The 20,976-nt window shown below is 68.9% G+C and carries 21 protein-coding genes; 8 read left to right on the plus strand and 13 right to left on the minus strand.

Features of this window, described 5'->3' with window-relative positions; all coding sequences use genetic code 11:
• Window positions 1–135: 135 nt before the first annotated feature.
• Entirely contained in the window at window positions 136–975 is an 840-nt protein-coding gene (locus BBJ41_RS07805; RefSeq protein WP_069746029.1) for a symmetrical bis(5'-nucleosyl)-tetraphosphatase, read from the plus strand.
• A gap of 32 nt (window positions 976–1,007) precedes the next feature.
• Here the strand turns inward: BBJ41_RS07805 and BBJ41_RS07810 are convergent, their stop codons facing one another.
• From BBJ41_RS07810 to BBJ41_RS07845, 8 genes are all read right to left on the minus strand, one after another.
• Entirely contained in the window at window positions 1,008–1,865 is an 858-nt protein-coding gene (locus BBJ41_RS07810) for a lysophospholipid acyltransferase family protein (protein ID WP_069746030.1), read from the minus strand.
• A 23-nt stretch (window positions 1,866–1,888) separates the two neighbouring features.
• A complete protein-coding gene (locus BBJ41_RS07815) occupies window positions 1,889–3,166 on the minus strand; it encodes a dihydroorotase (RefSeq protein ID WP_069746031.1) in 1,278 nt (425 codons plus the stop codon).
• Window positions 3,167–3,217: 51 nt separating this feature from the next.
• Window positions 3,218–4,249 (minus strand): aspartate carbamoyltransferase catalytic subunit, encoded by a 1,032-nt coding sequence (locus tag BBJ41_RS07820; RefSeq protein WP_006476735.1) that lies wholly within the window; start codon window positions 4,247–4,249, stop codon window positions 3,218–3,220.
• A gap of 74 nt (window positions 4,250–4,323) precedes the next feature.
• A complete protein-coding gene (gene pyrR / locus BBJ41_RS07825; RefSeq protein WP_069746032.1) occupies window positions 4,324–4,839 on the minus strand; it encodes a bifunctional pyr operon transcriptional regulator/uracil phosphoribosyltransferase PyrR in 516 nt (171 codons plus the stop codon).
• On the minus strand, window positions 4,826–5,275 hold the full coding sequence (gene ruvX / locus BBJ41_RS07830) for a Holliday junction resolvase RuvX (protein WP_027788201.1): 450 nt from the start codon (window positions 5,273–5,275) through the stop codon (window positions 4,826–4,828). The genes pyrR and ruvX overlap by 14 nt, the downstream gene beginning before the upstream one ends.
• Window positions 5,272–5,850, minus strand: coding sequence for a YqgE/AlgH family protein (locus BBJ41_RS07835; protein WP_011351143.1), 579 nt, complete (start codon window positions 5,848–5,850; stop codon window positions 5,272–5,274). Before BBJ41_RS07835 ends, ruvX begins: the two co-directional genes overlap by 4 nt.
• Before the next feature lie 182 nt (window positions 5,851–6,032).
• Window positions 6,033–7,334, minus strand: a complete 1,302-nt coding sequence (locus BBJ41_RS07840; RefSeq protein ID WP_069746033.1) for a FimL-related protein — start codon at window positions 7,332–7,334, stop codon at window positions 6,033–6,035.
• Between the two features lie 104 nt (window positions 7,335–7,438).
• Window positions 7,439–7,609 (minus strand): rubredoxin, encoded by a 171-nt coding sequence (locus BBJ41_RS07845; protein ID WP_004186709.1) that lies wholly within the window; start codon window positions 7,607–7,609, stop codon window positions 7,439–7,441.
• Window positions 7,610–7,863: 254 nt separating this feature from the next.
• On the opposite strand from BBJ41_RS07845, the gene BBJ41_RS07850 reads away from it, so the two are divergent.
• A complete protein-coding gene (locus BBJ41_RS07850; protein WP_069746034.1) occupies window positions 7,864–8,730 on the plus strand; it encodes a hydroxymethylpyrimidine/phosphomethylpyrimidine kinase in 867 nt (288 codons plus the stop codon).
• 145 nt (window positions 8,731–8,875) lie between these two features.
• Here BBJ41_RS07850 and groL read toward each other — a convergent pair whose 3' ends face one another.
• Together groL and groES are read right to left on the minus strand one after the other, a co-directional pair.
• The gene (gene groL, locus BBJ41_RS07855) at window positions 8,876–10,516 is read right to left on the minus strand and encodes a chaperonin GroEL (RefSeq protein WP_031402778.1); all 1,641 of its coding nucleotides are present in this window, start codon (window positions 10,514–10,516) and stop codon (window positions 8,876–8,878) included.
• Between the two features lie 46 nt (window positions 10,517–10,562).
• Entirely contained in the window at window positions 10,563–10,856 is a 294-nt protein-coding gene (gene groES, locus BBJ41_RS07860) for a co-chaperone GroES (RefSeq protein ID WP_069746035.1), read from the minus strand.
• A gap of 682 nt (window positions 10,857–11,538) precedes the next feature.
• Between groES and BBJ41_RS07865 the strand changes: the two genes are divergently transcribed.
• From BBJ41_RS07865 to BBJ41_RS07890, 6 genes are all read left to right on the plus strand, one after another.
• Window positions 11,539–13,005 carry a carbohydrate porin gene (locus BBJ41_RS07865; protein ID WP_069746036.1) on the plus strand — a complete coding sequence of 489 codons (1,467 nt, stop codon included), beginning with the start codon at window positions 11,539–11,541 and terminating at the stop codon, window positions 13,003–13,005.
• A 67-nt stretch (window positions 13,006–13,072) separates the two neighbouring features.
• Window positions 13,073–14,206: a hypothetical protein gene (locus tag BBJ41_RS07870; protein ID WP_069746037.1), complete on the plus strand. Its 1,134-nt coding sequence runs from the start codon at window positions 13,073–13,075 to the stop codon at window positions 14,204–14,206.
• Window positions 14,207–14,218: 12 nt separating this feature from the next.
• On the plus strand, window positions 14,219–15,526 hold the full coding sequence (gene efeB / locus BBJ41_RS07875; RefSeq protein WP_069746038.1) for an iron uptake transporter deferrochelatase/peroxidase subunit: 1,308 nt from the start codon (window positions 14,219–14,221) through the stop codon (window positions 15,524–15,526).
• 72 nt (window positions 15,527–15,598) lie between these two features.
• Window positions 15,599–16,633, plus strand: a complete 1,035-nt coding sequence (locus BBJ41_RS07880) for an iron ABC transporter substrate-binding protein (protein WP_069746039.1) — start codon at window positions 15,599–15,601, stop codon at window positions 16,631–16,633.
• A gap of 2 nt (window positions 16,634–16,635) precedes the next feature.
• The gene (locus tag BBJ41_RS07885) at window positions 16,636–18,234 is read left to right on the plus strand and encodes an ABC transporter permease (protein ID WP_069746040.1); all 1,599 of its coding nucleotides are present in this window, start codon (window positions 16,636–16,638) and stop codon (window positions 18,232–18,234) included.
• A 28-nt stretch (window positions 18,235–18,262) separates the two neighbouring features.
• Window positions 18,263–19,312, plus strand: a complete 1,050-nt coding sequence (locus BBJ41_RS07890) for an ABC transporter ATP-binding protein (protein WP_069746041.1) — start codon at window positions 18,263–18,265, stop codon at window positions 19,310–19,312.
• Between the two features lie 18 nt (window positions 19,313–19,330).
• Here the strand turns inward: BBJ41_RS07890 and BBJ41_RS07895 are convergent, their stop codons facing one another.
• From BBJ41_RS07895 to BBJ41_RS07905, 3 genes are read right to left on the minus strand one after another with little or no spacing between them, the layout of a single operon-like run.
• Entirely contained in the window at window positions 19,331–19,846 is a 516-nt protein-coding gene (locus BBJ41_RS07895) for an SRPBCC family protein (protein ID WP_069746042.1), read from the minus strand.
• A 56-nt stretch (window positions 19,847–19,902) separates the two neighbouring features.
• The gene (locus tag BBJ41_RS07900; protein ID WP_069746043.1) at window positions 19,903–20,535 is read right to left on the minus strand and encodes a LolA family protein; all 633 of its coding nucleotides are present in this window, start codon (window positions 20,533–20,535) and stop codon (window positions 19,903–19,905) included.
• A complete protein-coding gene (locus BBJ41_RS07905) occupies window positions 20,532–20,948 on the minus strand; it encodes a cupredoxin domain-containing protein (protein ID WP_069746044.1) in 417 nt (138 codons plus the stop codon). The genes BBJ41_RS07900 and BBJ41_RS07905 overlap by 4 nt, the downstream gene beginning before the upstream one ends.
• Between the last annotated feature and the right edge of the window lie 28 nt (window positions 20,949–20,976).

Here is a 20,976-nt window from a genome sequence, read left to right on the forward strand (position 1 = left end):
ACAGCGCCCCGGCCCTTTGCGTCGCGAAAAATCGCATGCCAGGCGAACGGCCCGATGTGGAACGGTCGTTGCGCCGCATGCGTGTTTATGCGATTTTTTTCTCAGTTCACCCAGATTCGTCACGATCCGACCCTCATGCTTCCGACCCCCATCGCCATCGGCGACATCCAGGGCTGTCATTCCGCTTTCCAGGCACTGATCGAGAAGCTTTCAGCGCCTGCCGACACGCCGCTGTGGATCGCCGGCGACGTCGTCAACCGCGGGCCGGGCTCCCTCGCCGCGCTGCGCGCGCTCATCGATCTCGGGCCGCGCGCGACCGTCGTGCTCGGCAATCACGACCTCCACCTGCTCGCGGTCTCGGCCGGCCTGCGTACCGAACGCCCGGGCGACACCATCGGCGAGATTCTCGACGACCCCGACGCCGATGCACTGCTCGACTGGGTGCGCCACCGCCCGTTCGTACATGCCGAGAACGGGATGCTGCTCGTGCATGCGGGCGTGCTGCCGCAATGGGACACCACGCTCGCGCTCGAACTCGCCGACGAACTCCAGCGCGCGCTGCGCGCGCCCGACTGGCGCGACACGCTGCAGAAGCTGTACGGCAACGAGCCGAACCAGTGGAGCCCGGACCTGAAGAAACGCGACCGGATGCGCGTCGCGTTCAACGCATTCACGCGCCTGCGCTTCTGCACGCCCGACGGCGTCATGGAATTCAAGGCGAACGGCGGCCCCGACAGCGCGCCGCCCGGCTACCTGCCGTGGTTCGACGTGCCCGGGCGCCGCACGGAGGACGTGACGGTCGTGTTCGGGCACTGGGCCGCACTCGGCCTGATGCTGCGCGAGAACGTGGTCGCGCTCGATTCGGGATGCGTGTGGGGAAACCGGTTGTCGGCCGTGCGGCTGACAGCCGATCCGGCGCAGCGCACGGTCACGCAGGTGCCGTGCGAAGCGTGCCGCTCGCCGGGCGGCGAGTGATTACGCGCTGAGTCGCCCGGCCGGGAAGCGCGTCAACCCTCGCGCCCCGGCACCGGCTCGTCGGCTGCCGCATCGCCAGCCGCGCCGGCGCCGATTTCGGTCGCCGGATATGCATGCTTCGCCAGCTCCGCGAGCGACTCGGCCGACGGTTTGCCGACGTTCGCCTGCATCGTCGCAAGCGCAACCGCGATCGCATCGCGCGCCGCCGCGGACGTCGCCCGCCGGTCGCCGCCCGGCGCGATCGGCTCGCACACGTACAGATGCGCGACGAGCGGCCCGCCGCGCAGCACCATGTCGAGCGACTTGCCGAGCGACAGCTCGCCCGTATAGGCCGGCGCGACCGACTGCCGCCGCTGCGCGTCCTCGTACATCAGGCAGATCGGCTGCACCGCGCAGCCGGCCGATACCGCGGCCTGGAACAGGTTCGCGTGGAACGGCAGCAGTTCCTGGCCGTCGGTCGTCGTCCCCTCCGGAAACACGCACATCAGCCCGCCGTTGCGCAGGCGCTCGGCCATCTCGTGCATGATCCGCATCGCCTCGGTGCGCTTCTCGCGCTGCAGGAACACCGTATCGAGCTTCTCGGCGAGCCAGCCGACGACCGGCCACTGCCGCACCTCGGCCTTCGACACGAACGGCGTCGGCCGCCACGCGTTGATCGCGTAGATGTCGAGCCACGACACGTGGTTGCCGACCACGAGCGCGCTCGCATCGAGCCGCGCGCCGTCGTTGTGAACGACGAGGCGCATCCCGCAGATGCGCAGCATCTTGAGCGTCCAGCGGCGCGTCATCTCGGCGCGGCGCGCGGGCGTGACGTGCGAAAAACGCAGCGCGACGATCGCCATGCCGCGCAACAGGTGAAAAACGAGACGCAGCTTGCGAAGGGCGGTCATGGCGAAGGTCCGGCGTGGTTCTGTCAGTGGCGCTCGAACGCGATCTGCCCGGCGACGAGCGTGGTACGCACGCTGGCGGGCAGTTCGTAGCCGAGGAACGGCGAGTTGTGGCCCTGGCTCTTCAGCGCACGCGGCTCGACGCGCCAGTGGGCGCGCGGGTCGAACACGCACAGGTCGGCGGCGCCGCCCTCGACCAGGCGGCCGGCCGGCAGCTGCAGCACGTCAGCCGGCGCGGACGTGATGCGGCGCAGCGCCTGCGCGAGCGGCGTGCGCGTTTCTTCCGCCCACTTCAGCGTCAGCGACAGCAGCAGTTCGAGCCCCGTCGCGCCCGGCGTCGCTTCGCCGAACGGCAGGAGTTTCTCGTCGTCGTCGACGGGCGTGTGGTCGGAGCAGATCGCATCGATCGTGCCGTCGGCGAGCGCCGCGCGGATCGCTTCGCGGTCGCGCTCGCTGCGCAGCGGCGGGTCGAGCCGGAACTGCGAATCGAAGTAGCCGATGTCGACGTCGATCAGGTGCAGGTGGTTCACGCCGACGTCGCAGGTCACGGGCAACCCTTCGGCCTTCGCCGCGCGCACGAGCGCGAGGCCCGCCGCCGACGACAGCCGCGCGAGGTGCACGCGCGCGCCCGTCACGCGGATCAGTTCGAAGATCGTATGCAGCGCGATCGTCTCGGCCGCGACCGGCACGCCGGACAACCCGAGCCGCGACGCGAGCGCGCCGCTCGCAGCGACGCCGCCGCGGCCGATGAACGCGTCGAGCGGGCGCAGCCACGTGGTGTAGCCGTAGGTGCTCGCGTACTGCAGCGCGCGCAGCAGCACCTGCGTATCGCGCACCGGCACGTTGGCATGCGTGAAGCCGACGCAACCGGACTCGGTCAGCGCGACCATCTCGGTGATCACTTCACCCTTGAGGCCGACCGTCAATGCGCCGAGCGGATGAACGTTCGCCTGGTGCAGGTTGCGCGCGCGGAACTTGAGCATCTCGACGAGGCCCGGCTCGTCGAGCACGGGATCTGTGTCCGGCGGGCACACGAGGGTCGTGACGCCGCCGGCGACGGCCGCGGCCATCTCGGAGGCAAGCGTCGCCTTGTGCTCGTAGCCGGGCTCGCGCAGCCGCGCGCACAGGTCGACGAGGCCGGGCGCGACGATCAGGCCCGACGCGTCGATGGTCTTCGCGGCGTTGAAATCGGCCGGCGCCGTGCCGATCGCGGCGATCTTGCCCGCCGCGACGAATACGTCGGCCTGACGCTCGGTGCCGGCGACCGGGTCGATCAGCGTGCCGCCTTTGATATGAATCTTCATGCGCTGTCAGTGAATGCGTTGATTGCGTGAAAGGGATGCGCGAAAGCGGGCTCAGTCGCTGTTGCCGGCGACGATGCCCATCACCGCCATCCGCACGGCGATGCCGAACGTGACCTGGTTGAGGATCACCGACTGCGGGCCGTCGGCGACCTGCGAGTCGATCTCGACGCCGCGGTTCATCGGGCCCGGGTGCATCACGATCGCGTCGGGCGCGGCGAGCGCGAGGCGCTCGGGCGTCAGGCCCCAGGTCTTGAAGTATTCCTGCGCGGACGGCAGCAGCGCGCCGCTCATCCGCTCGTTCTGCAGGCGCAGCATGATGATCACGTCGACGCCCTTCAACCCTTCGTCGAGGTTGTGGAACACCTTCACGCCCATCTGCTCGAGGCCGCCCGGCAGCAGCGTGCGCGGGCCGATCGCGCGCACTTCCGGCACGCCGAGCGTGGTGAGCGCGTGGATGTCGGAACGCGCGACGCGCGAATGGAGGATGTCGCCGACGATCGCCACGCGCAGCTTCGTGAAGTCGCGCTTGTAGTGACGGATCGTGTACATGTCGAGCAGGCCCTGCGTCGGGTGCGCATGGCGGCCGTCGCCGGCATTGATCACGTGCACGTGCGGCGCGCAGTGCTCGGCGATCAGGTACGGCGCGCCGCTCGACGCGTGGCGCACGACGAACAGGTCGGCATGCATCGCCGACAGGTTGTTGATCGTGTCGAGCAGCGATTCGCCCTTGCTCGTCGACGACGCGTTGATGTTCAGGTTCAGCACGTCGGCCGACAGGCGCGTCGCGGCGATCTCGAAGGTCGTGCGCGTGCGCGTCGAGTTCTCGAAGAACAGGTTGAAGACGGACTTGCCGCGCAGCAGCGGCACCTTCTTCACTTCACGGTCCGTCACGCTGACGAACTGCTCGGCCGTATCGAGGATGTGGTTGACGATCGAGCGCGGCAGGCCCTCGATCGACAGCAGGTGCTTCAGCTCGCCGTTTTTCGTGAGCTGCGGGTTGCCCTTCAGGAAACCGTAGCGGAACCGGTCGGGGCTCGCGGCCGCAGCGGGATTGCCGGTGCGGCCAGTGGTGTCGGTGGTCATGGTGTGCGTGATTCCAACTATGCAAACGGGCCGCGGTGCGAACCGGCGGCCCGGGATACGGTGTCGCGTTTCGCTCAGGCGCCGTGCGCGTCCACGCTCAGCGTGAACCGCGCGGCATCGTCGCGTGCGAGCACGAGCGTCGCGCCGGCCGGCACGTCGGGCGCGCCGCCCGCGAAGCGCGCGGCGACCGGCAGCTCGCGGCCGCCGCGATCGGCGAGCACCGCAAGCTCGACCGCGGCCGGACGGCCGTAGTCGAACAGCTCGTTGAGCGCCGCGCGCACGGTGCGCCCGGTGTACAGCACGTCGTCGACGAGCACGATGCGCGCGCCGTTGACGTCGAACGGCAGCGACGTCGGGCTCGCCTGGCTGTGCAGCCCCTTCTTCGCGTAGTCGTCACGGTGCAGCGCGACGTTCACGACGCCGAACGCCGGCGCGCCGAGATCGTGCGCCAGGCGCTCGGCGAGCCATGCGCCGCCGCTGTGGATGCCCGCGAGCCGCGGGCCGCCCGGTTCGGCGAAAGCCGTGCCGTATGCGGCGCGGATCTGGTCGAGCAGGACGCGGTAAAGCGCCTCGGCGTCAATGGTGCTCATGGTCGGACAATTGATCGAGATACTGTTGAAGGATGACGCGTGCGGCCTCGGCATCGAGCATCTCGGCGCGTGCGCGGCCGCGCACGTTGCGCTCGCGCAGCCCGGCCTCGGCCTCGACCGACGAATAGCGCTCGTCGACCCACGTGACGGGCAGCCCGAAGCGGCCGTTCAGCTGGTTGCCGAAGCGCTTCGCCTGCTGCGTCATGTCGTGCGGCGTGCCGTCCGGATGCATCGGCAGGCCGACGACGAGCGCGTCCGGCCGCCATTCGGCCAGCAGGTCGCCGACCGCCTTGAAGCGGTGCTCGCGGTTCAGGTTCTGGATCACGACGAGCGCGCGGGCCGAGCGCGTCAGCGCGTTGCCGATCGCGACGCCGATACGCTTTTCGCCGTAGTCGAACGCCAGCAGCGTCGCATCGCGCGCACTCGCGCCACTCATGCGTGCCCTGCTTCGCCGGACAGCATCGACGAGCTGACGCCGAGCAGGCCGAGCGCGGCTTCGAAGCGTTCCTCGGCCGGCGTGTCGAACACGATGCGCGGATCGGCGGCCACGGTCAGCCAGCCGTTGCGGGAAATTTCTTCCTCGAGCTGCCCTGCGCCCCAGCCTGCATGGCCTAGCGTCAGCAGGAAGCGCTTCGGGCCGGTGCCCGTCGCGACCGCCTCGAGCACGTCCTTCGACGTCGTCATCTCGAGCCCGCCCTCGACGGACATCGACGAGTTGTAGCTCGCGCCTTCCACCGGCTCGTGCAGCACGAAGCCGCGCTCGGTCTGCACCGGCCCGCCGAAGTACACCGGGATGTGCAGCAGCGGCTCGATGTCGAGCTTCAGGTCGATGCGGTTGAACAGCGATTCGAGGTCGATGTCGGTAGGACGATTGATGACGAGGCCGAGCGCACCGCGCTCGCTGTGATCGCAAAGATAGACCACCGTTCCTGAAAACGTCGGATCGGCCATGTTGGGCATGGCAATCAGGAACTGGTTGGTGAGATTGATGCGATCGGAAGGCTTTGACATGGTTTGAATTTTAGCAAAGACGCCGCGGCCTGACCGGGCCGCGATCAACAAGCAACGCCGCGCCGCGCTGGCAACGGCGCGCGCGGATCACACGGCACTCTAACACGCGCGCGGGCGCTGTCGGCAGCGTGTTGCGGGCCTGCGCGGCAAGGGCCGCCGCCACGTGTCCGTCCCCTTGTTCGTCAGGCCCGGCCGAGCGCCGCGCCGAGCGCCGCGGACGCCGCGGTCAGGTCCGGCGGCGCCACGCCCGCCGCGATCTTCAGCAGCGCCGCGCGCAACATGTCGGACGCGTGAGCGTGCGCGTCGAGGCCGCCGTCGGCGAGCGGCATGCCGTGCGCAGCCCGGCGCCACGCCAGGCCCAGCGTATCGGCCAGCAGCGCCGCGTGGCCGAGCCCGAGCCCGCACGCGGCCGTACCGACCCGGTAGGCAGCGCCGGACGCATGCCACGCCACGCCGGCATCGGCTATGGCCGGATCGGCCGCGAGGTCGGCCATCGACGCATCGGCCGTCTGCAGGAAATCCTCATAGGCATGCGCGTTGACGGTCACGACGCCGAGCGTGCGGGTCGGCGCGGCGGCCACCGCATCGTGCTCGGCCCGCGCGGCATCGGCCTCCCACAGCGCTTCCGACGCGGGCGTGCCGGCGACGTGCCAGTCGACCGTCAGCCCGTAGTCGTGCAGCACGTCGACGAGCGCGACATCCTCGGCCGCGGCGCCGAACAGCGCGAAATCGCGCCATAGCAGTGCCACCGTCTCGCGCACGAGCTCGGGCGGCGCGCTGCGCCGGCCCTGCGCATGCTCGCCGAGCAGCAGGTTCGTCCGTGCAAGAAAGCGTTTCAGTTCGGGGGCGCCGCTTGCGCGCAGCGCGCGCAGGCACGCGGTCGCGAGCCGCCAGAAATCGTACGGCGCGTCGTCGGCCAGCGCGGCCAGCGCCGCATCGAGTTCGTCGAGCGCCGCGTCGGGCACGCCTGGTTGCGCGCGCAGCACGCCGAGCAGCGCCTGCTCGTAGCGGGCGCGTATCCGGGGCGCGAACGCATCCGGCAACACGCGCAGCGTGGCCGGCGGCACCGCGCGACCGACGAGCGCGAGCGCGTCGTGCGGCGCGTTCGCACGCAGATCGGCTGCGCTTTGCGCGCGCAATGCACGGAAATGCTCGAAGAGAACCGGCGAGCAGGCGAGCTCGCGCAGGTTGTGACGCCCGACGGCCGCACGGAAATCGCGCAACGCGGCACGCCAGCCGGCCGAAGTGGGCTCGGCGGCGACCAGCGGCGCGGTGGCCGACAGTTGTCCCGCGAAACGCGCGGCCGGCAGCCAGCCGGCTTCGGCCAGCACGGCCGCGGCAGCGGACAGCGGCTCGGCCGCATCGCCGCGACGCTCGAATGCGTCGGCGGCCGCCGCAAGCCACGCGTCGGCCGCGCGCACGGCCCCGCCGCGAGGGTTGGGCAGTGCGTCAGGGTGGGGAACGTTCGCCGGATCGGACGTCATGGACACGCGCGCCTGTCATCGTCTAGTCGCTCGCGCGAACCCCGGCGCGCGAGCGCCGGGCCAAGGCGAGGCCTGAGCGGTGTGTCCGTGGGCCGACGGTCCGGTCAGATCTGGACCATCTCGAAGTCTTCCTTGCGGGCGCCGCATTCAGGGCACGTCCAGTTGATCGGGACGTCTTCCCAGCGCGTGCCCGGGGCAATGCCCTCTTCCGGCAGCCCGGCTTCTTCGTCGTAAATCCAGCCACAAATCAGGCACATCCAGCTCTTGTATTCCATCTTAAGCCGCGTCGGGAAAGTCGGTAAATTCGGGAGCCATGATGGTACCGTGTCGGGGCCGGACTGCCTAGCAATCACGCTGGAGTACGGCGACTACGTTGCGCTGCGCTAAAAAATCCGTCGTGCGGCCCGGATTCCGCCGCATAATGGCTGAAAAGTGCGGCCTGCCGGGCAACACAGGGCCGAAAAAGCCCATTTCGCCTCGCCGTCCGCATCTCCGTCGCTTTCCCGTTTTTCTCTTGCCCCATTTTTACATGTCCAGCAACGCCCCTCCGATCGTCCTCACCTTCGGCCTGTCCGATCCCACCGGCGGCTCCGGCCTCCAAGCCGATCTGATGACCCTGGCGAGCATGGGCTGTCACGGCGTGTCCGTCCTGACGGGCTACACCGTGCGCGACTCGGCCGCCTGCGACGAAGTGACCGGCCTCGATCCCGAAGTCGTCGCCGCCCAGGCGCGCATGCTGCTCGAGGACATGCCGGTCGCCGCGTTCAAGATCGGCGCGGCGACGCGCGCGGAAGTCGTGAGCGCGATCGCCGAGGTCGTCGCCGACTACGACGGCGTGCCGCTCGTGCTCGCGCCGGATTTCACGCTCGACGACGAGCACGTGCTTGCGGCCGACGACCTGCGCGAATCCATCGCCGATCTGCTTGCGCCGCAAACCACGTTGCTGGTCGCCGACTACGCGACGCTGATCGCGCTCGCGCAGCCGGACGGCGATGCCGAGGCGCCGAATCTCGACGCGGCCGTGTCGCACCTGCTGTCGCAGGGCTGCGAGTACATCCTGTCGTCCGAGATGGGCTCGCACCGGCTCGTCAACACGCTGTACGGCGAGGAAGGCCAGCTCCGCGAGGATATGTGGGATCGCTCGCCGCACCGGCTGATGGGCCTCACCGACACGCTCGGCGCGGCCATCGCGGCGCTGCTCGCGAACGGCCAGGAACCGCCCGAGGCGGTCCGCGAGGCACAGGAGTACCTGTACCAGGCCGTGCGCGACGCGTTCCGGCCCGGGATGGGCGCGTACCTGCCCGACCGGTTCTTCTGGGCGCGCAGCAACGACGATGCGGATACCCCGCCGGCCGCGAAGGCCGACCCGGTGCCGCGGACATCGCACCGGCACTGAAACGCGCGCGGCGGCCATGAACGCCGCCCCGCATGCGCACCGCATCCGGGCGCGCAAATAAAAAAAGACCCGCATCGCTGCGGGTCTTTTCTTTTGGCTGGAACGCGCATCGCTGCGCGTTCCGGACACCATCGACCGAAGTCGATTACATGTCCATGCCCATGCCGCCCATGCCGCCCGGCATGCCGCCCGGCATCGGTGCATCTTCCTTCGGCAGTTCTGCAACGGCTGCGTCCGTCGTCAGCAGCAGGCCTGCAACCGAAGCTGCGTTCTGCAGTGCGGTACGCGTGACCTTGGTCGGGTCGACGACGCCGGCTTCGACCATGTCGACGTACTCGCCCGTCGCTGCGTTGTAGCCGTAGTTGCCCTTGCCTGCAGCAACTGCCGCCACCACGACGCTGGCTTCTTCACCACCGTTCGTGACGATCTGGCGCAGCGGCTCTTCCATGGCGCGCAGCACGATCTTGATGCCGGCGTTCTGGTCGGCGTTCAGGCCGGTCAGGCCTGCGATCGCGGTGCGAGCGCGGATCAGCGCAACGCCGCCGCCTGCCACGATGCCTTCTTCCACAGCTGCGCGCGTTGCGTGCAGTGCGTCTTCGACACGTGCCTTCTTTTCCTTCATTTCGACTTCGGTCGCAGCGCCGACCTTGATCACTGCCACGCCGCCGGCCAGCTTCGCCACGCGCTCTTGCAGCTTTTCACGGTCGTAGTCCGACGTCGCTTCTTCGATTTGCGCGCGCACTTGCTTCACGCGTGCTTCGATGTTCACGGCTTCGCCTGCGCCGTCGATGATCGTCGTGTTTTCCTTGCCCACTTCGATGCGCTTCGCCTGGCCCAGTTCTGCCAGCGTTGCCTTCTCGAGCGTCAGGCCGGTTTCTTCCGCGACGACTTGACCACCGGTCAGGATCGCGATGTCTTCCAGCATTGCCTTGCGGCGATCGCCGAAGCCCGGCGCCTTGACTGCAACGGTCTTCAGGATGCCGCGGATGTTGTTGACGACCAGCGTTGCGAGCGCTTCGCCTTCGACGTCTTCAGCGATGATCAGCAGCGGACGGCCAGCCTTCGCGACTTGCTCGAGTACCGGCAGCAGATCACGTATGTTCGACACCTTCTTGTCGTGCAGCAGCACGAACGGGTTGTCGAGGACGGCGACTTGCTTGTCCGGGTTGTTGATGAAGTACGGCGACAGGTAGCCGCGGTCGAATTGCATGCCTTCGACGACGTCGAGTTCGTCGGCCAGCGACTTGCCGTCTTCGACGGTGATCACGCCTTCCTTGCCGACCTTGTCCATCGCTTCAGCGATGCGATCGCCGATCGACGAATCGCTGTTCGCCGAGATCGAGCCGACCTGTGCGATTTCCTTGTTCGTCGTGCACGGCTTGCTGATCTTCTTCAGCTCTTCGACAGCCGCTGCGACTGCCTTGTCGATGCCGCGCTTCAGGTCCATCGGGTTCATGCCCGATGCGACGTACTTCATGCCTTCGCGAACGATCGATTGCGCGAGGACGGTTGCCGTCGTCGTGCCGTCGCCTGCGTTGTCGCTGGTCTTGGAAGCGACTTCCTTGACCATTTGCGCGCCCATGTTCTGGAGCTTGTCCTTCAGCTCGATTTCCTTCGCGACCGACACACCGTCCTTGGTGACCGTCGGGCCGCCGAAGCTGCGCTCGAGCACCACGTTGCGGCCCTTCGGACCCAGCGTGACCTTGACTGCGTTGGCGAGAATGTTCACGCCTTCGACCATCTTCGAACGGGCGGAATCGCCGAATACGACGTCTTTAGCTGCCATCTTCTAACTCCTTGAATTCTTGGGAATATGTACCGTCGGCGGACGCTTACTTAGCGTTGACCACGGCCATGATGTCTTCTTCGCGCATGACCAGCAGTTCCTGGCCGTCGACCTTCACGGTCTGACCTGCGTACTTGCCGAACAGGACGCGATCGCCGACCTTCACGTCGAGCGCGATCAGGGCGCCCTTGTCGTCGCGCTTGCCCGGGCCAACCGCGAGGATCTCGCCTTGGTCCGGCTTTTCAGCAGCAGCTTCGGGGATCACGATGCCCGAGGCGGTCTTGGTTTCCTGATCCAGGCGCTTGACGATCACGCGATCGTGCAAAGGACGAAGGTTCATATTCACTCCTCTCTTGACTGAGATTGAAGAACGCTTAGGGAATCTGCCCGGCAAATCGCCCGGCAGAGAATTGTTAGCACTCTCGTGCAGCGAGTGCTAATTATATGGACGGGTTTTGACAAATTCAAGAAGGGAAGCCAGATGAATTTTCGGGGCAGCGCAGCAGCGTAAAAACCACGCAAAAACAGCAAAAAACCCTTTCAAAACAAAACCCTGCGCATCACCACCCTGCCCGCCGGGCGGGCCCGGGCGGCCCGCGAATTTCATCCAGCCCCGTTTGGACACCGGGTAAGCACGGAGTTCCTGCGCCTGACGGCATTGCATAAAAATACTTGTGCAGGCGTCGACTCCGTCCGCCGCAACGCGCCATTTCGCGCTCGCCGGACGACCCTTCGCGCCACCTTCCCGCGCCCCCCTCGGTCCGCATCGAATCATTCAATTTCATTTCACTGATATTTACGGTTTACCTCACTGCTAAACACGGGCCGAGCCTTATCCGTAAGGCCTCACATTACAATCAGTAATTTAATGCGAATCATTCTCGTTTACATTGACTTTCCCATTTGACACTCCTACGATGCGCCGCGTTGCGTTCCTCTTCATGCCCTGGCCAACGTGTGCCGAGCGTTCGGACGGCGACCGACAAGCAGGACTCCAAACCAAATAGAACCAGGGATCAGATATGAAGGTTGCGTCGTTCAACGGAGACCGCATCCGCGCCCGGATGCGCCCTGCCGCCTGTGCGGCCATCGTCGCGTGCGCATCGTTCGCAAGCGGCGCCGCGTTCGCCGCCACGCCGGTCGACGCGCAACCCGAAGCACCCGAGGCCGACCTCTCGATCCAGGCGAAGCCGACCGACATGTGGACCGGCATCTGGACACGCCAGAGCCTGCTCGGCGACATGGGCGGCATCCGCCCGTGGCTCGGCAAGTACGGCGCGACCCTGCAGATCACCGAAACCAGCGAATACCTCGCGAACCTGCGCGGCGGCCTGAACCGCGGCGGTGCATACGACGGGCTGACCACGGCCACGCTGACGGTCGATACGCAAAAGGCGATCGGCCTGCCCGGCGGCACGTTCAACGTCAGCGCGCTGCAGATCCACGGCACCAACCTGAGCGCGCGCAATCTCGGCACGCTCAACACCGCGAGCGGCATCGAGGCGCAGGACACGACGCGCCTCTGGGAGCTGTGGTACCAGCAATCGTTCCTCGACAAGCGCGTCGACGTGAAGATCGGCCAGCAGAGCCTGGACCAGGAATTCATGGTCAGCACGTATGCGAACACGTTCATCAACACGATGTTCGGCTGGCCCGCGCTGCCGTCGTACGACCTGCCGAACGGCGGCCCCGCGTACCCGCTCGCGGGCCTCGGCGTGCGCGTGCGCGCGCAGATCACGCCGAAGCTCACCGCGCTCGCGGGCGTGTTCGACGGCGATCCGCTCGGCAACGACCCGAACAACCTGAGCGGCACCAACTTCAACCTGCACAACGGCACGCTCTACATCGGCGAGCTGCAGTACGCGCTGAACCAGCCGTCCGACGGCGAAATGGATACCGGCCACTCGAACGGGCTGCCGGGCACCTACAAGATCGGCGTCTGGTATCACAACGGCCGCTTCGCGGACCAGAACGTCGGCACCGACGGGCTGTCGCTCTCCGATCCGGCATCGAACGGCAACGCGCAGCAGCACCACGGCGACTACAGCTTCTACGCGGTGGCCGACCAGATGATCTGGCGCCCGGACCCGACCGGCCCGCGCAGCCTCGGCGTGTTCGCGCGCGTGATGGGCGCGCCGGGCGACCGCAATCTCGTCAGCCTGTCGGCCAATGCCGGCATCGTGCTGAAGGCGCCGTTCGAAGGCCGCGACAACGACAGCGTCGGCCTCGCCGTCACGTACATCCAGGTCGGCAGCCACGTGAACGACCTCGACCAGAGCGCGCGGTCGTTCGCGACCGGCCCGTACGGCGTGCGCACCCGCGAGACGACGCTCGAGGCGACCTATCAGTACCAGGTCAACCCGTGGTGGGTGATCGCGGCCGACGCGCAGTACACGTTCAATGCCGGCGCCGGCCAGAACCCGAGCGACGCGACGCAGCCGCTGCGCAACACGTTCGTGCTCGGCGCACGTACGACCATCACGTTCTGACCGCCGCGCCCGCGCCACCCGTTTTTCGCGCGCCGCCACGGCGGCGCGTCCCCCAGGAGAGACCGAGATGATTCAATCCGCCCCGCTTCGCCGCCTCGCGACGGGCGCACTGGCCGCCGCCGCGCTGACGGCCGCCGCCGGCGCGTTCGCCGAGCCGCAAGGCTTCCTCGAAACGCTGCATCGCCACACGCTGCTCGTCAACACGGTGCCCGACAACGGCGACCAGAACCCGTACGCGATCGCGGTCGCGCCGGTGTCGGCCGGCACGATCCAGGCCGGCGACGTGCTCGTCGACAACTTCAACAATGCGGCGAACCTGCAAGGCACCGGCAGCACGATCGTCAACTACCGCCCGTCGACCAAGCAGATGAGCCTGTTCGCGTCGATTCCGCGCGACCTGAAGGCATGCCCCGGCGGCGTCGGCCTGTCGACCGCGATGACGATGCTGAAGTCGGGCTGGGTGATCGTCGGCAGCACGCCGAGCAACGACGGCACGACGTCGACGAAGGGCGCCGGCTGCCTGATCGTGCTCGATCCGCAAGGCAAGATCGCTTCGACGTGGTCGAGCCCGAACATCAACGACCCGTGGGGCAACATGGCCGTGGTCGACCGCGGCGACAGCGCGACGCTGTTCGTCAGCATGGCCGGCTTCGGCGTCGGCGGCGCGGACGGCAATCCGCCCGTCTACAAGCAGGCCACCGTACTGCGCCTCGACGTCGACGTGCCGGCCGGCAAGCCGCCCGTCATCAAGCAGGAAACCGTCGTCGCGAGCGGCCTCGGCGCGCAGGCCGACAAGGGCGTGTTCCTGGTCGGCCCGACGGGCCTCGCGCTGTCGGGCGACCAGAAGAAGCTGTACGTGTCGGACGCGATCGGCAACCGGATCGTCGAGATCGACGATCCGCTCACGCGCGACACGAGCGCGGGCGTCGGCCGCCAGATCACGGCCGACGGCTTCCTGCGCCGCCCGCTCGCGCTCGCGACCGCGCCGAACGGCCACCTGCTCGCGACCAACGCGCTGAACGGCCAGGTCGTCGAGATCGACCCTGCCGCCGGCAAGCAGCTCTATGCGCGCTGGATCGACACCGACAAGGCGCAATCGCCGCCCGGCAACGGCGACCTGTTCGGGATCGCGATGACGCCCGAAGGCGACGGTTTCTATTACGTCCAGGACGACGTCAACACGCTGATGCTCGCGAAGTAACGGAGCCGAATCATGGCAGACGATCAAAACCCGCCGTCGCGCCCCGCGCGCCGCGGCTTCCTGAAAGCCGGTGGCGCGGCGGTGGCCGCGGGCCTCGCCGCGGGCACGATGCCGGCCGCGCGCGCGGCCGACACCGCCGCCCCGGCCGCGCCCGACGCGCACGCGCACGACGACGACCTCGAGCCGTTCTACGGCAAGCACCAGAGCGGCATCACGACGCCGCAGCAGCGCAACGCGTATTTCGCGGCGCTCGACCTCTCGACCGACAAACGCGCCGACGTGATCGCGCTGCTGAAGACGTGGACCGACGCGGCCGCGCGCCTGACGCGCGGCGACACCGCGCAGCCGCTGCCGGCGACCGGCGGCGACGAAGCGGTGCCACCCGACTCGGGCGACGCGCTCGGTATCGGCGCGTCGCGACTGACGATCACGTTCGGCTTCGGGCCCGGCCTGTTCGCGGTCGCGGGCAAGGACCGCTACGGCCTCGCGAAGCAGCGCCCGGCCGCGCTCGTCGATCTGCCGCGCTTCAACGGCGACCAGCTGATTCCGGAAAAGACCGGCGGCGACCTGTTCATCCAGGCGTGCGCGAACGACGCGCAGGTCGCGTTCCATGCGGTGCGCCAGCTCGTACGCCTCGGCGGCAAGACCGTGCAGATGCGCTGGGGCCAGGCCGGCTTCACGTCCGGCAAGCCGGGCGAGACGCCGCGCAACCTGATGGGTTTCAAGGACGGCACGATGAACCCGTCGCGCGACGATCCGGCCACGATGAACGAATTCGTGTGGGCCGGCAGCGAAGGCCCGGCGTGGATGAACGGCGGCACCTATACGGTCGTGCGCCGCATCCGCATCACGCTCGAACACTGGGACAACACCGAGCTCGGCTTCCAGGAGCAGGTGTTCGGCCGCAAGAAGTACAGCGGCGCGCCGCTCGGCGGCAAGCAGGAATTCGAAGCGCTCGACCTCGACGCGGTCGACAAGGACGGCAATTCGGTGATCCCCGACAACGCGCACGCGCGTCTCGCCTCGCCGCAACTCAACAACGGCGCGCAGATCCTGCGCCGCGCGTATTCGTACAACGACAGCGCGAACTTCTACATCGAGCGCTGGCCGCCGTGGCGCCAGCAGACCGAGTACGACGCGGGGCTGATGTTCGTCGCGCACCAGCGCGATCCGCGCAAGGGTTTCATTCCGATCAACGAGAAGCTCGCGAAGCTGGACATCATGAACCAGTTCACCACGCACGTCGGCAGCGCGATCTTCGCGTGCCCGCCGGGCGCGCAACCTGGTTCGTACATCGGCGCCGCGCTGTTCGAAGCGTAACGACGCAACGGCAAGCACCGCACCCAACGCCTCTTTTTTCCGGCCCGGCCGGATGCAACCCACGACGACGACATGAAGACCTCACCCGTTAGCCGCCCGCTGCGGCACCTGATCTCCGCGGCCGCCGCCGCACTCATGCTGACCGGCGCGCTGCACGCCGCGCGCGCGCATGCCGCGACGCTCACGCTGTACAACGCGCAGCACGAACAGGTCGTCAACCAGCTCGTCAAGGACTTCGAAGCGCAAAGCGGCATCACCGTGAAGGTGCGCTCGGGCGAAGGCCCGGCGCTCGCCGCGCAGCTCGTCGCGGAAGGCGATCGCACGCCGGCCGACGTGTACTTCACCGAGAATTCGCCCGAGCTCGTGCTGCTCGACCGCAAGGGCCTGCTCGCGAAGACCGACGGCGCCGCGCTGCAGGCGGTGCCCGCGCGCTTCAACCCGGCCGACGGCAACTGGGTCGGCGTGCTCGCGCGCGAGAACGTGCTCGTCTACAACACGGCGAAGCTGCAGCCGCAGCAACTGCCCGCGTCGCTGCTCGATCTCGCGAAGCCGGAATGGAAAGGCAAGGTCGGTGTCGCGCCGAGCGATGCCGACTTCCTGCCGCTCGTGAGCGCGGTGCTCGCGCTGCACGGCGAAGCCGCGACGCTGCAATGGCTGAAGGGCCTGAAGACCAACGCGCAGATCTTCGACGACGACGAAGGCGTGACGGCGGCCGTCAATCGCGGCGGCGTGCTGACCGGCATCATCAACAACTACTACTGGGACCGCCTGCACGCCGAGCTCGGCGACAAGTCGACGAAGAGCGCGATCCACCATTTCGGCAATCACGACGTCGGCGCAGCCGTCAACGTGTCCGGCGCCGCGGTGCTGAAGGCGTCGAAGCACCAGGCCGACGCGCAGAAGTTCGTCGCGTATCTCGTCAGCGAGCGCGCGCAGAAGCTGATGGCGGGCGGCCACATCAGCTTCGAGTACCCGCTGCATCCGGGCGTCGCACCCGACCCGATCCTGAAGCCGTTCAACGAACTGAGCCCGCCGGCGCTGACGTTCGAACAGCTCGGCGACGATAGCCAGGCCGGCAAGCTGCTGCGCCAGGCCGGCCTGCTCTGAGCATGAGCGACGCCGTGTCCCGCACGGCGCGCGCCGCACGCGACGGCAAGCGCACCGCGACGCGGCGGCGCCCGTCGCGCGCGCTCGTCGCCGCGGCCGCGTGCGGGCCGCTCGCGATCCTGCTGCCGCTCGGCTTCACGCTGTATCGCGCGGCGACCTTCGGCTTCGACGACGCGATCGAGCTGCTGTGGCGGCCGCTCGTCGGCGAACTGCTCGTCAACACGCTGTCGATCACGCTCGCCGCCACCGTCGCGTGCGCGCTGCTCGGCACTGCGCTCGCGTGGTTCATCGAGCGCACGGACCTGCCCGCCCGGCCGCTGTGGACCGCGCTCGCCGCGGCGCCGCTCGCGGTGCCGCCGTTCATCACGAGCTACGCGTGGGTGTCGCTGAGCCTCGACCTGCAGGATTTCCTCGGCGCGCTGATCGTGCTGACCTCCGCGTACTTTCCGCTCGTCTACCTGCCGGTGGCCGCCGCGTTGCGCGAGCTCGACCCCGCGCTCGAAGAAAGCGCGCGCACGCTCGGCTGCTCGCCGTGGCATACGTTCTTTCGCGTCGTGCTGCCGCAACTGCGCCCCGCGCTGTGCGGCGGGATGCTGCTCGTCGCGCTCGGCGTGCTGTCCGAGTTCGGCGCGTTCCAGTTGCTGCGATTTCGCACGTTCACGACCGAGATCTACGCGGAATACCGCACCGCGTTCGACGGCGGCGGCGCATCGCTGCTCGGTTGCGTGCTGATCGCGCTGTGCCTGCTGTGCCTCGCGATCGAGGCGCGCGCGCGCGGCCATGCACGTTACGGTCATACGCATCGCGCGGCGCGCCGCGTCGCGATGCGCTACCCGCTCGGACGCTGGCGCCTCCCCGCCGCCGCGGCATTCGCCGCGCTCGCGGCCGCGACGCTCGGCGTGCCGCTCGGGATGATCGGCTACTGGCTCACGCAACAGGGCGCGGCCGCCGTCACGCCGGCCGACGTATCGCCCGAGCTGCTGTGGCAGACCGCGCTCGCATCGAGCGGCTACGGTCTCGTCGCCGCGGCCGTCACGACGCTGCTCGCGCTGCCGCTCGCGTTCCTGCTGGTCCGATATCCGGGCCGCGTCGCAACGCTGCTCGAACGCACGGCGATGACCGTGCAGGGCGTGCCGGGCATCGTCGTCGCACTCGCAATCGTGTCGCTCACGGTGCGGCTGCTGCAGCCGCTCTACCAGAGCGCACCGGCGCTGGTCGGCGCGTACGCGATCCTGTTCCTGCCGCTCGCGGTCGTCAGCGTGCGCGCCGCGCTGTCGCACGTGCAGGTCCGGCTCGAGGAAACCGCGCGCTCGCTCGGCCTCGGCTGGCGCGCGACGCTCACGCGCGTGGTGCTGCCGCTCGCGGCGCCCGGCCTCGGCGCGGCCGCGACGATGGTGTTCATCTCGGTCGTGACGGAACTCAACGCGACGCTGCTGCTGTCGCCGATCGGCACCCGCACGCTCGCGACGCAGGTGTGGAGCGATACGGCGACGCTCGCGTTCGCGGCCGCGGCGCCGTATGCGGCGCTCCTCGTCGCGCTGTCGCTGGGCGCGTCGGGCCTGCTGTTCCTGCTGCTCGGCCGCGCGTCGGTGCGCGACTGAGCGCCGCCCCTTTTCCCCGGAACCGCTCATGAGCGAACTACGCATCCACGGCCTGTCGAAATCGTTCGGATCGCATACCGTCCTGCACGACATCGATCTCACGGTGCGGCGCGGCTCGCGCCTCGCGTTGCTCGGCCCGTCGGGCAGCGGCAAGACGACGCTGCTGCGCGTGCTGTGCGGCTTCGAGCGCGCCGAGCGCGGCACCGTCGAGATCGACGGGCGCCGCGTGGCCGCACCCGACGTGCACCTGCCGCCCGAGCAGCGGCGGATCGGCTACGTGCCGCAGGAAGGCGCGCTGTTTCCGCACCTGTCGGTGGCCGACAACATCGCGTTCGGGCTGCCGCGCGCGGCACGGCGGCGCCATCATCGCGTCGACGAACTGCTCGAAATGGTCGGGCTGCCCGCGTCGTATGCGAGCCGCGTGCCGCAGCAACTGTCCGGCGGTCAGCAGCAGCGCGTCGCGCTCGCGCGCGCGCTGGCGCCCGAGCCGTCGCTCGTGATCCTCGACGAACCGTTCTCCGCGCTCGACACGTCGCTGCGGCACGAAACGCGCAGCGCGGTCGCGGATGCGCTCGCCGCGGCGGGCGCGACCTCGGTGCTCGTCACGCACGACCAGCCCGAGGCGATGACGCTCGGCGACGAAGTGGCGGTGATGTGGCAAGGCCGGCTCGTGCAAACGGCCGCGCCGCAGATGCTGTACCGGCAGCCCGTCACGCGCGACGTCGCGTCGTTCGTTGGGCAGGCCGTGCTGCTCGCGGGCCGCGTGCACGGCGGGCGCATCACGTGCGCGCTCGGCGAGCTGCCGCTCGTCGCGCCGCTGCCCGACGGGCCCGCCGATGCGATGCTGCGCCCCGAACAGATCGGCATCGTGCCGGCTGCGCACGTCGACGCCGCGCGCGGCCATACGGCGCGCGTCGAAGCTGCGCAGTTCGCCGGCCAGGACGCCGACGTGCTCGTGCGTCTCGATGCCGACGCCGACACGTTCGTGCGTGCGCGCGTGCCGGGGCATCGGTGCCCGACCGTCGGCGAGCGCGTCGCGCTGGTCGTCGACGGAGCGGTGATGGCGTACGCGCGCTGAGCGGGCCGCGCGCCGCGCTCACGCATCGGCACAGCCCGCGCCGGCTACAGGCGCATAAATCCGGCCGTCGGTCTCGACCGACGCGCCCAGCCGCCGCGCAAGGCCCTTCGCGCCTTCGCGCATCACGACGTCGTGATTCCATCTGAACAGCGGGCGCGCGACCGGCTCCAGCCAGTTCATCCACTTCAGGTGCGTACGGATGTGCCAGTCGTAGCGCACGACCGTGCGTGCGCCGTCGGCGGCGAACGACCAGCGTCCGTCGCCTTCGATCGCGCCGCTCGCACGGCCTTCGAGCGCATGCGGCGGCTCGACGCGCCGCACGCGCATATCGAAGGTCAGCCGGTACGGCAGCGCGCCCTTCCACGTGTACCGGTGCAGCGCGCCGACGCCGCGTGCGTCGCCCGGCTCGATCTCGACGGTGCGCACGGCGCCCTTCCACCAGTCGGGCCAGCGGTCGACCTGGTAGATCGCGTCCCAGACCGCCGCGAGCGGTGCGTCCACGCGCCAGGTCGTCGAGAACCGGTATTGCGCCATGCAGCCTCCGGCATGCCCGTCGCGGGCATGAAACGGGAACGGAAACGGGAACGGGGTCAGGGCGAAAAGAAGCGCTCGGGAAACGCGACGTCGATCTCGACATCGTCGAGCGTCACGGTTTCGAGCGGCTCGTCACCATCGTCCGCGAAGCTCACGACCTTCAGCGGAAAGCCATCCTCGGTGTCGAGCCACAGCCGGTAGCGATGCACGCCGTCGACCGCGTGCGCGGGCGCGCCGGTGACCGACACGCGCAGCGCGGTCCGGCCGCCGACGGCCTCCTCGCCTTCGGTCACCGTCGCGCCGCCTTGCTGCAGCGCATGAACGTTGCGCAGCAGTTCGCCGACGTCCGACCGGTCGACCCGGTGGCCGCTGCGGTCGCGCACGAGCGGATTGGACGGCGACAGCGTCAGCGCGGGCGGCGCGTGCGCGCCGAACGGGCGCAGCCGCACCTTGCCGTCGCCGGGATCGTAGGCGAGCACCGCGCCGTGATGCGGCGACACGAAATCCATCCGCACGAAGCCGGGTTTCAGGTACGCGTAATGGATTTCGGTGTGTTCGCCGCCGCGCGCCGACGAGCGGATCGTCGCGCGGTACGAGCGGACGTGGTCGAAATGCGCCTGCGCGACGGTCACGGGATCGGCGGTCATGCTCGCTCCTATCAGGCTCGCGGCCAGCAACGCGGCGATCACGGCGCCGCCTCGACGTCGAGCACGCCTTCCATCCCGCGCTCGCGATGGCTCCTGAGGAACAGCAGCCGATGCGTGCAATAGTAGGCGAACCGGCCCGGCTGCGCAGGGGTGAAGCGAAAGGTCTTCGGCGTCGTGCCGAGTTCGGTGTGCACCGCGATGCCGGCCTGCGGCGCGTCGATCTCGAAGCTGTGCGGCACCAGGCCGGGCTCGGTCGACACGGTCAGCTCGACCGGCACGTGCGCGCGCACGATCACGTGGTTCGGCCGGAAGAAATAGCTGCCGCCGACGATCGCCACCCGCTGCACGCCGTCGGCGTCGACCGGCACGCGCACCGGCGCGTCGCCGTCCGCCCGCGCGAGCGCGACGCTTGCGGCAAGCATCGCCGGCACCAGCATCTTCGCCATCGTCTTCATCGCGTGCTCCCTGCGGGCGCTACGCGCG

Source organism: Burkholderia stabilis, from assembly GCF_001742165.1.
GTDB lineage: Bacteria > Pseudomonadota > Gammaproteobacteria > Burkholderiales > Burkholderiaceae > Burkholderia > Burkholderia stabilis.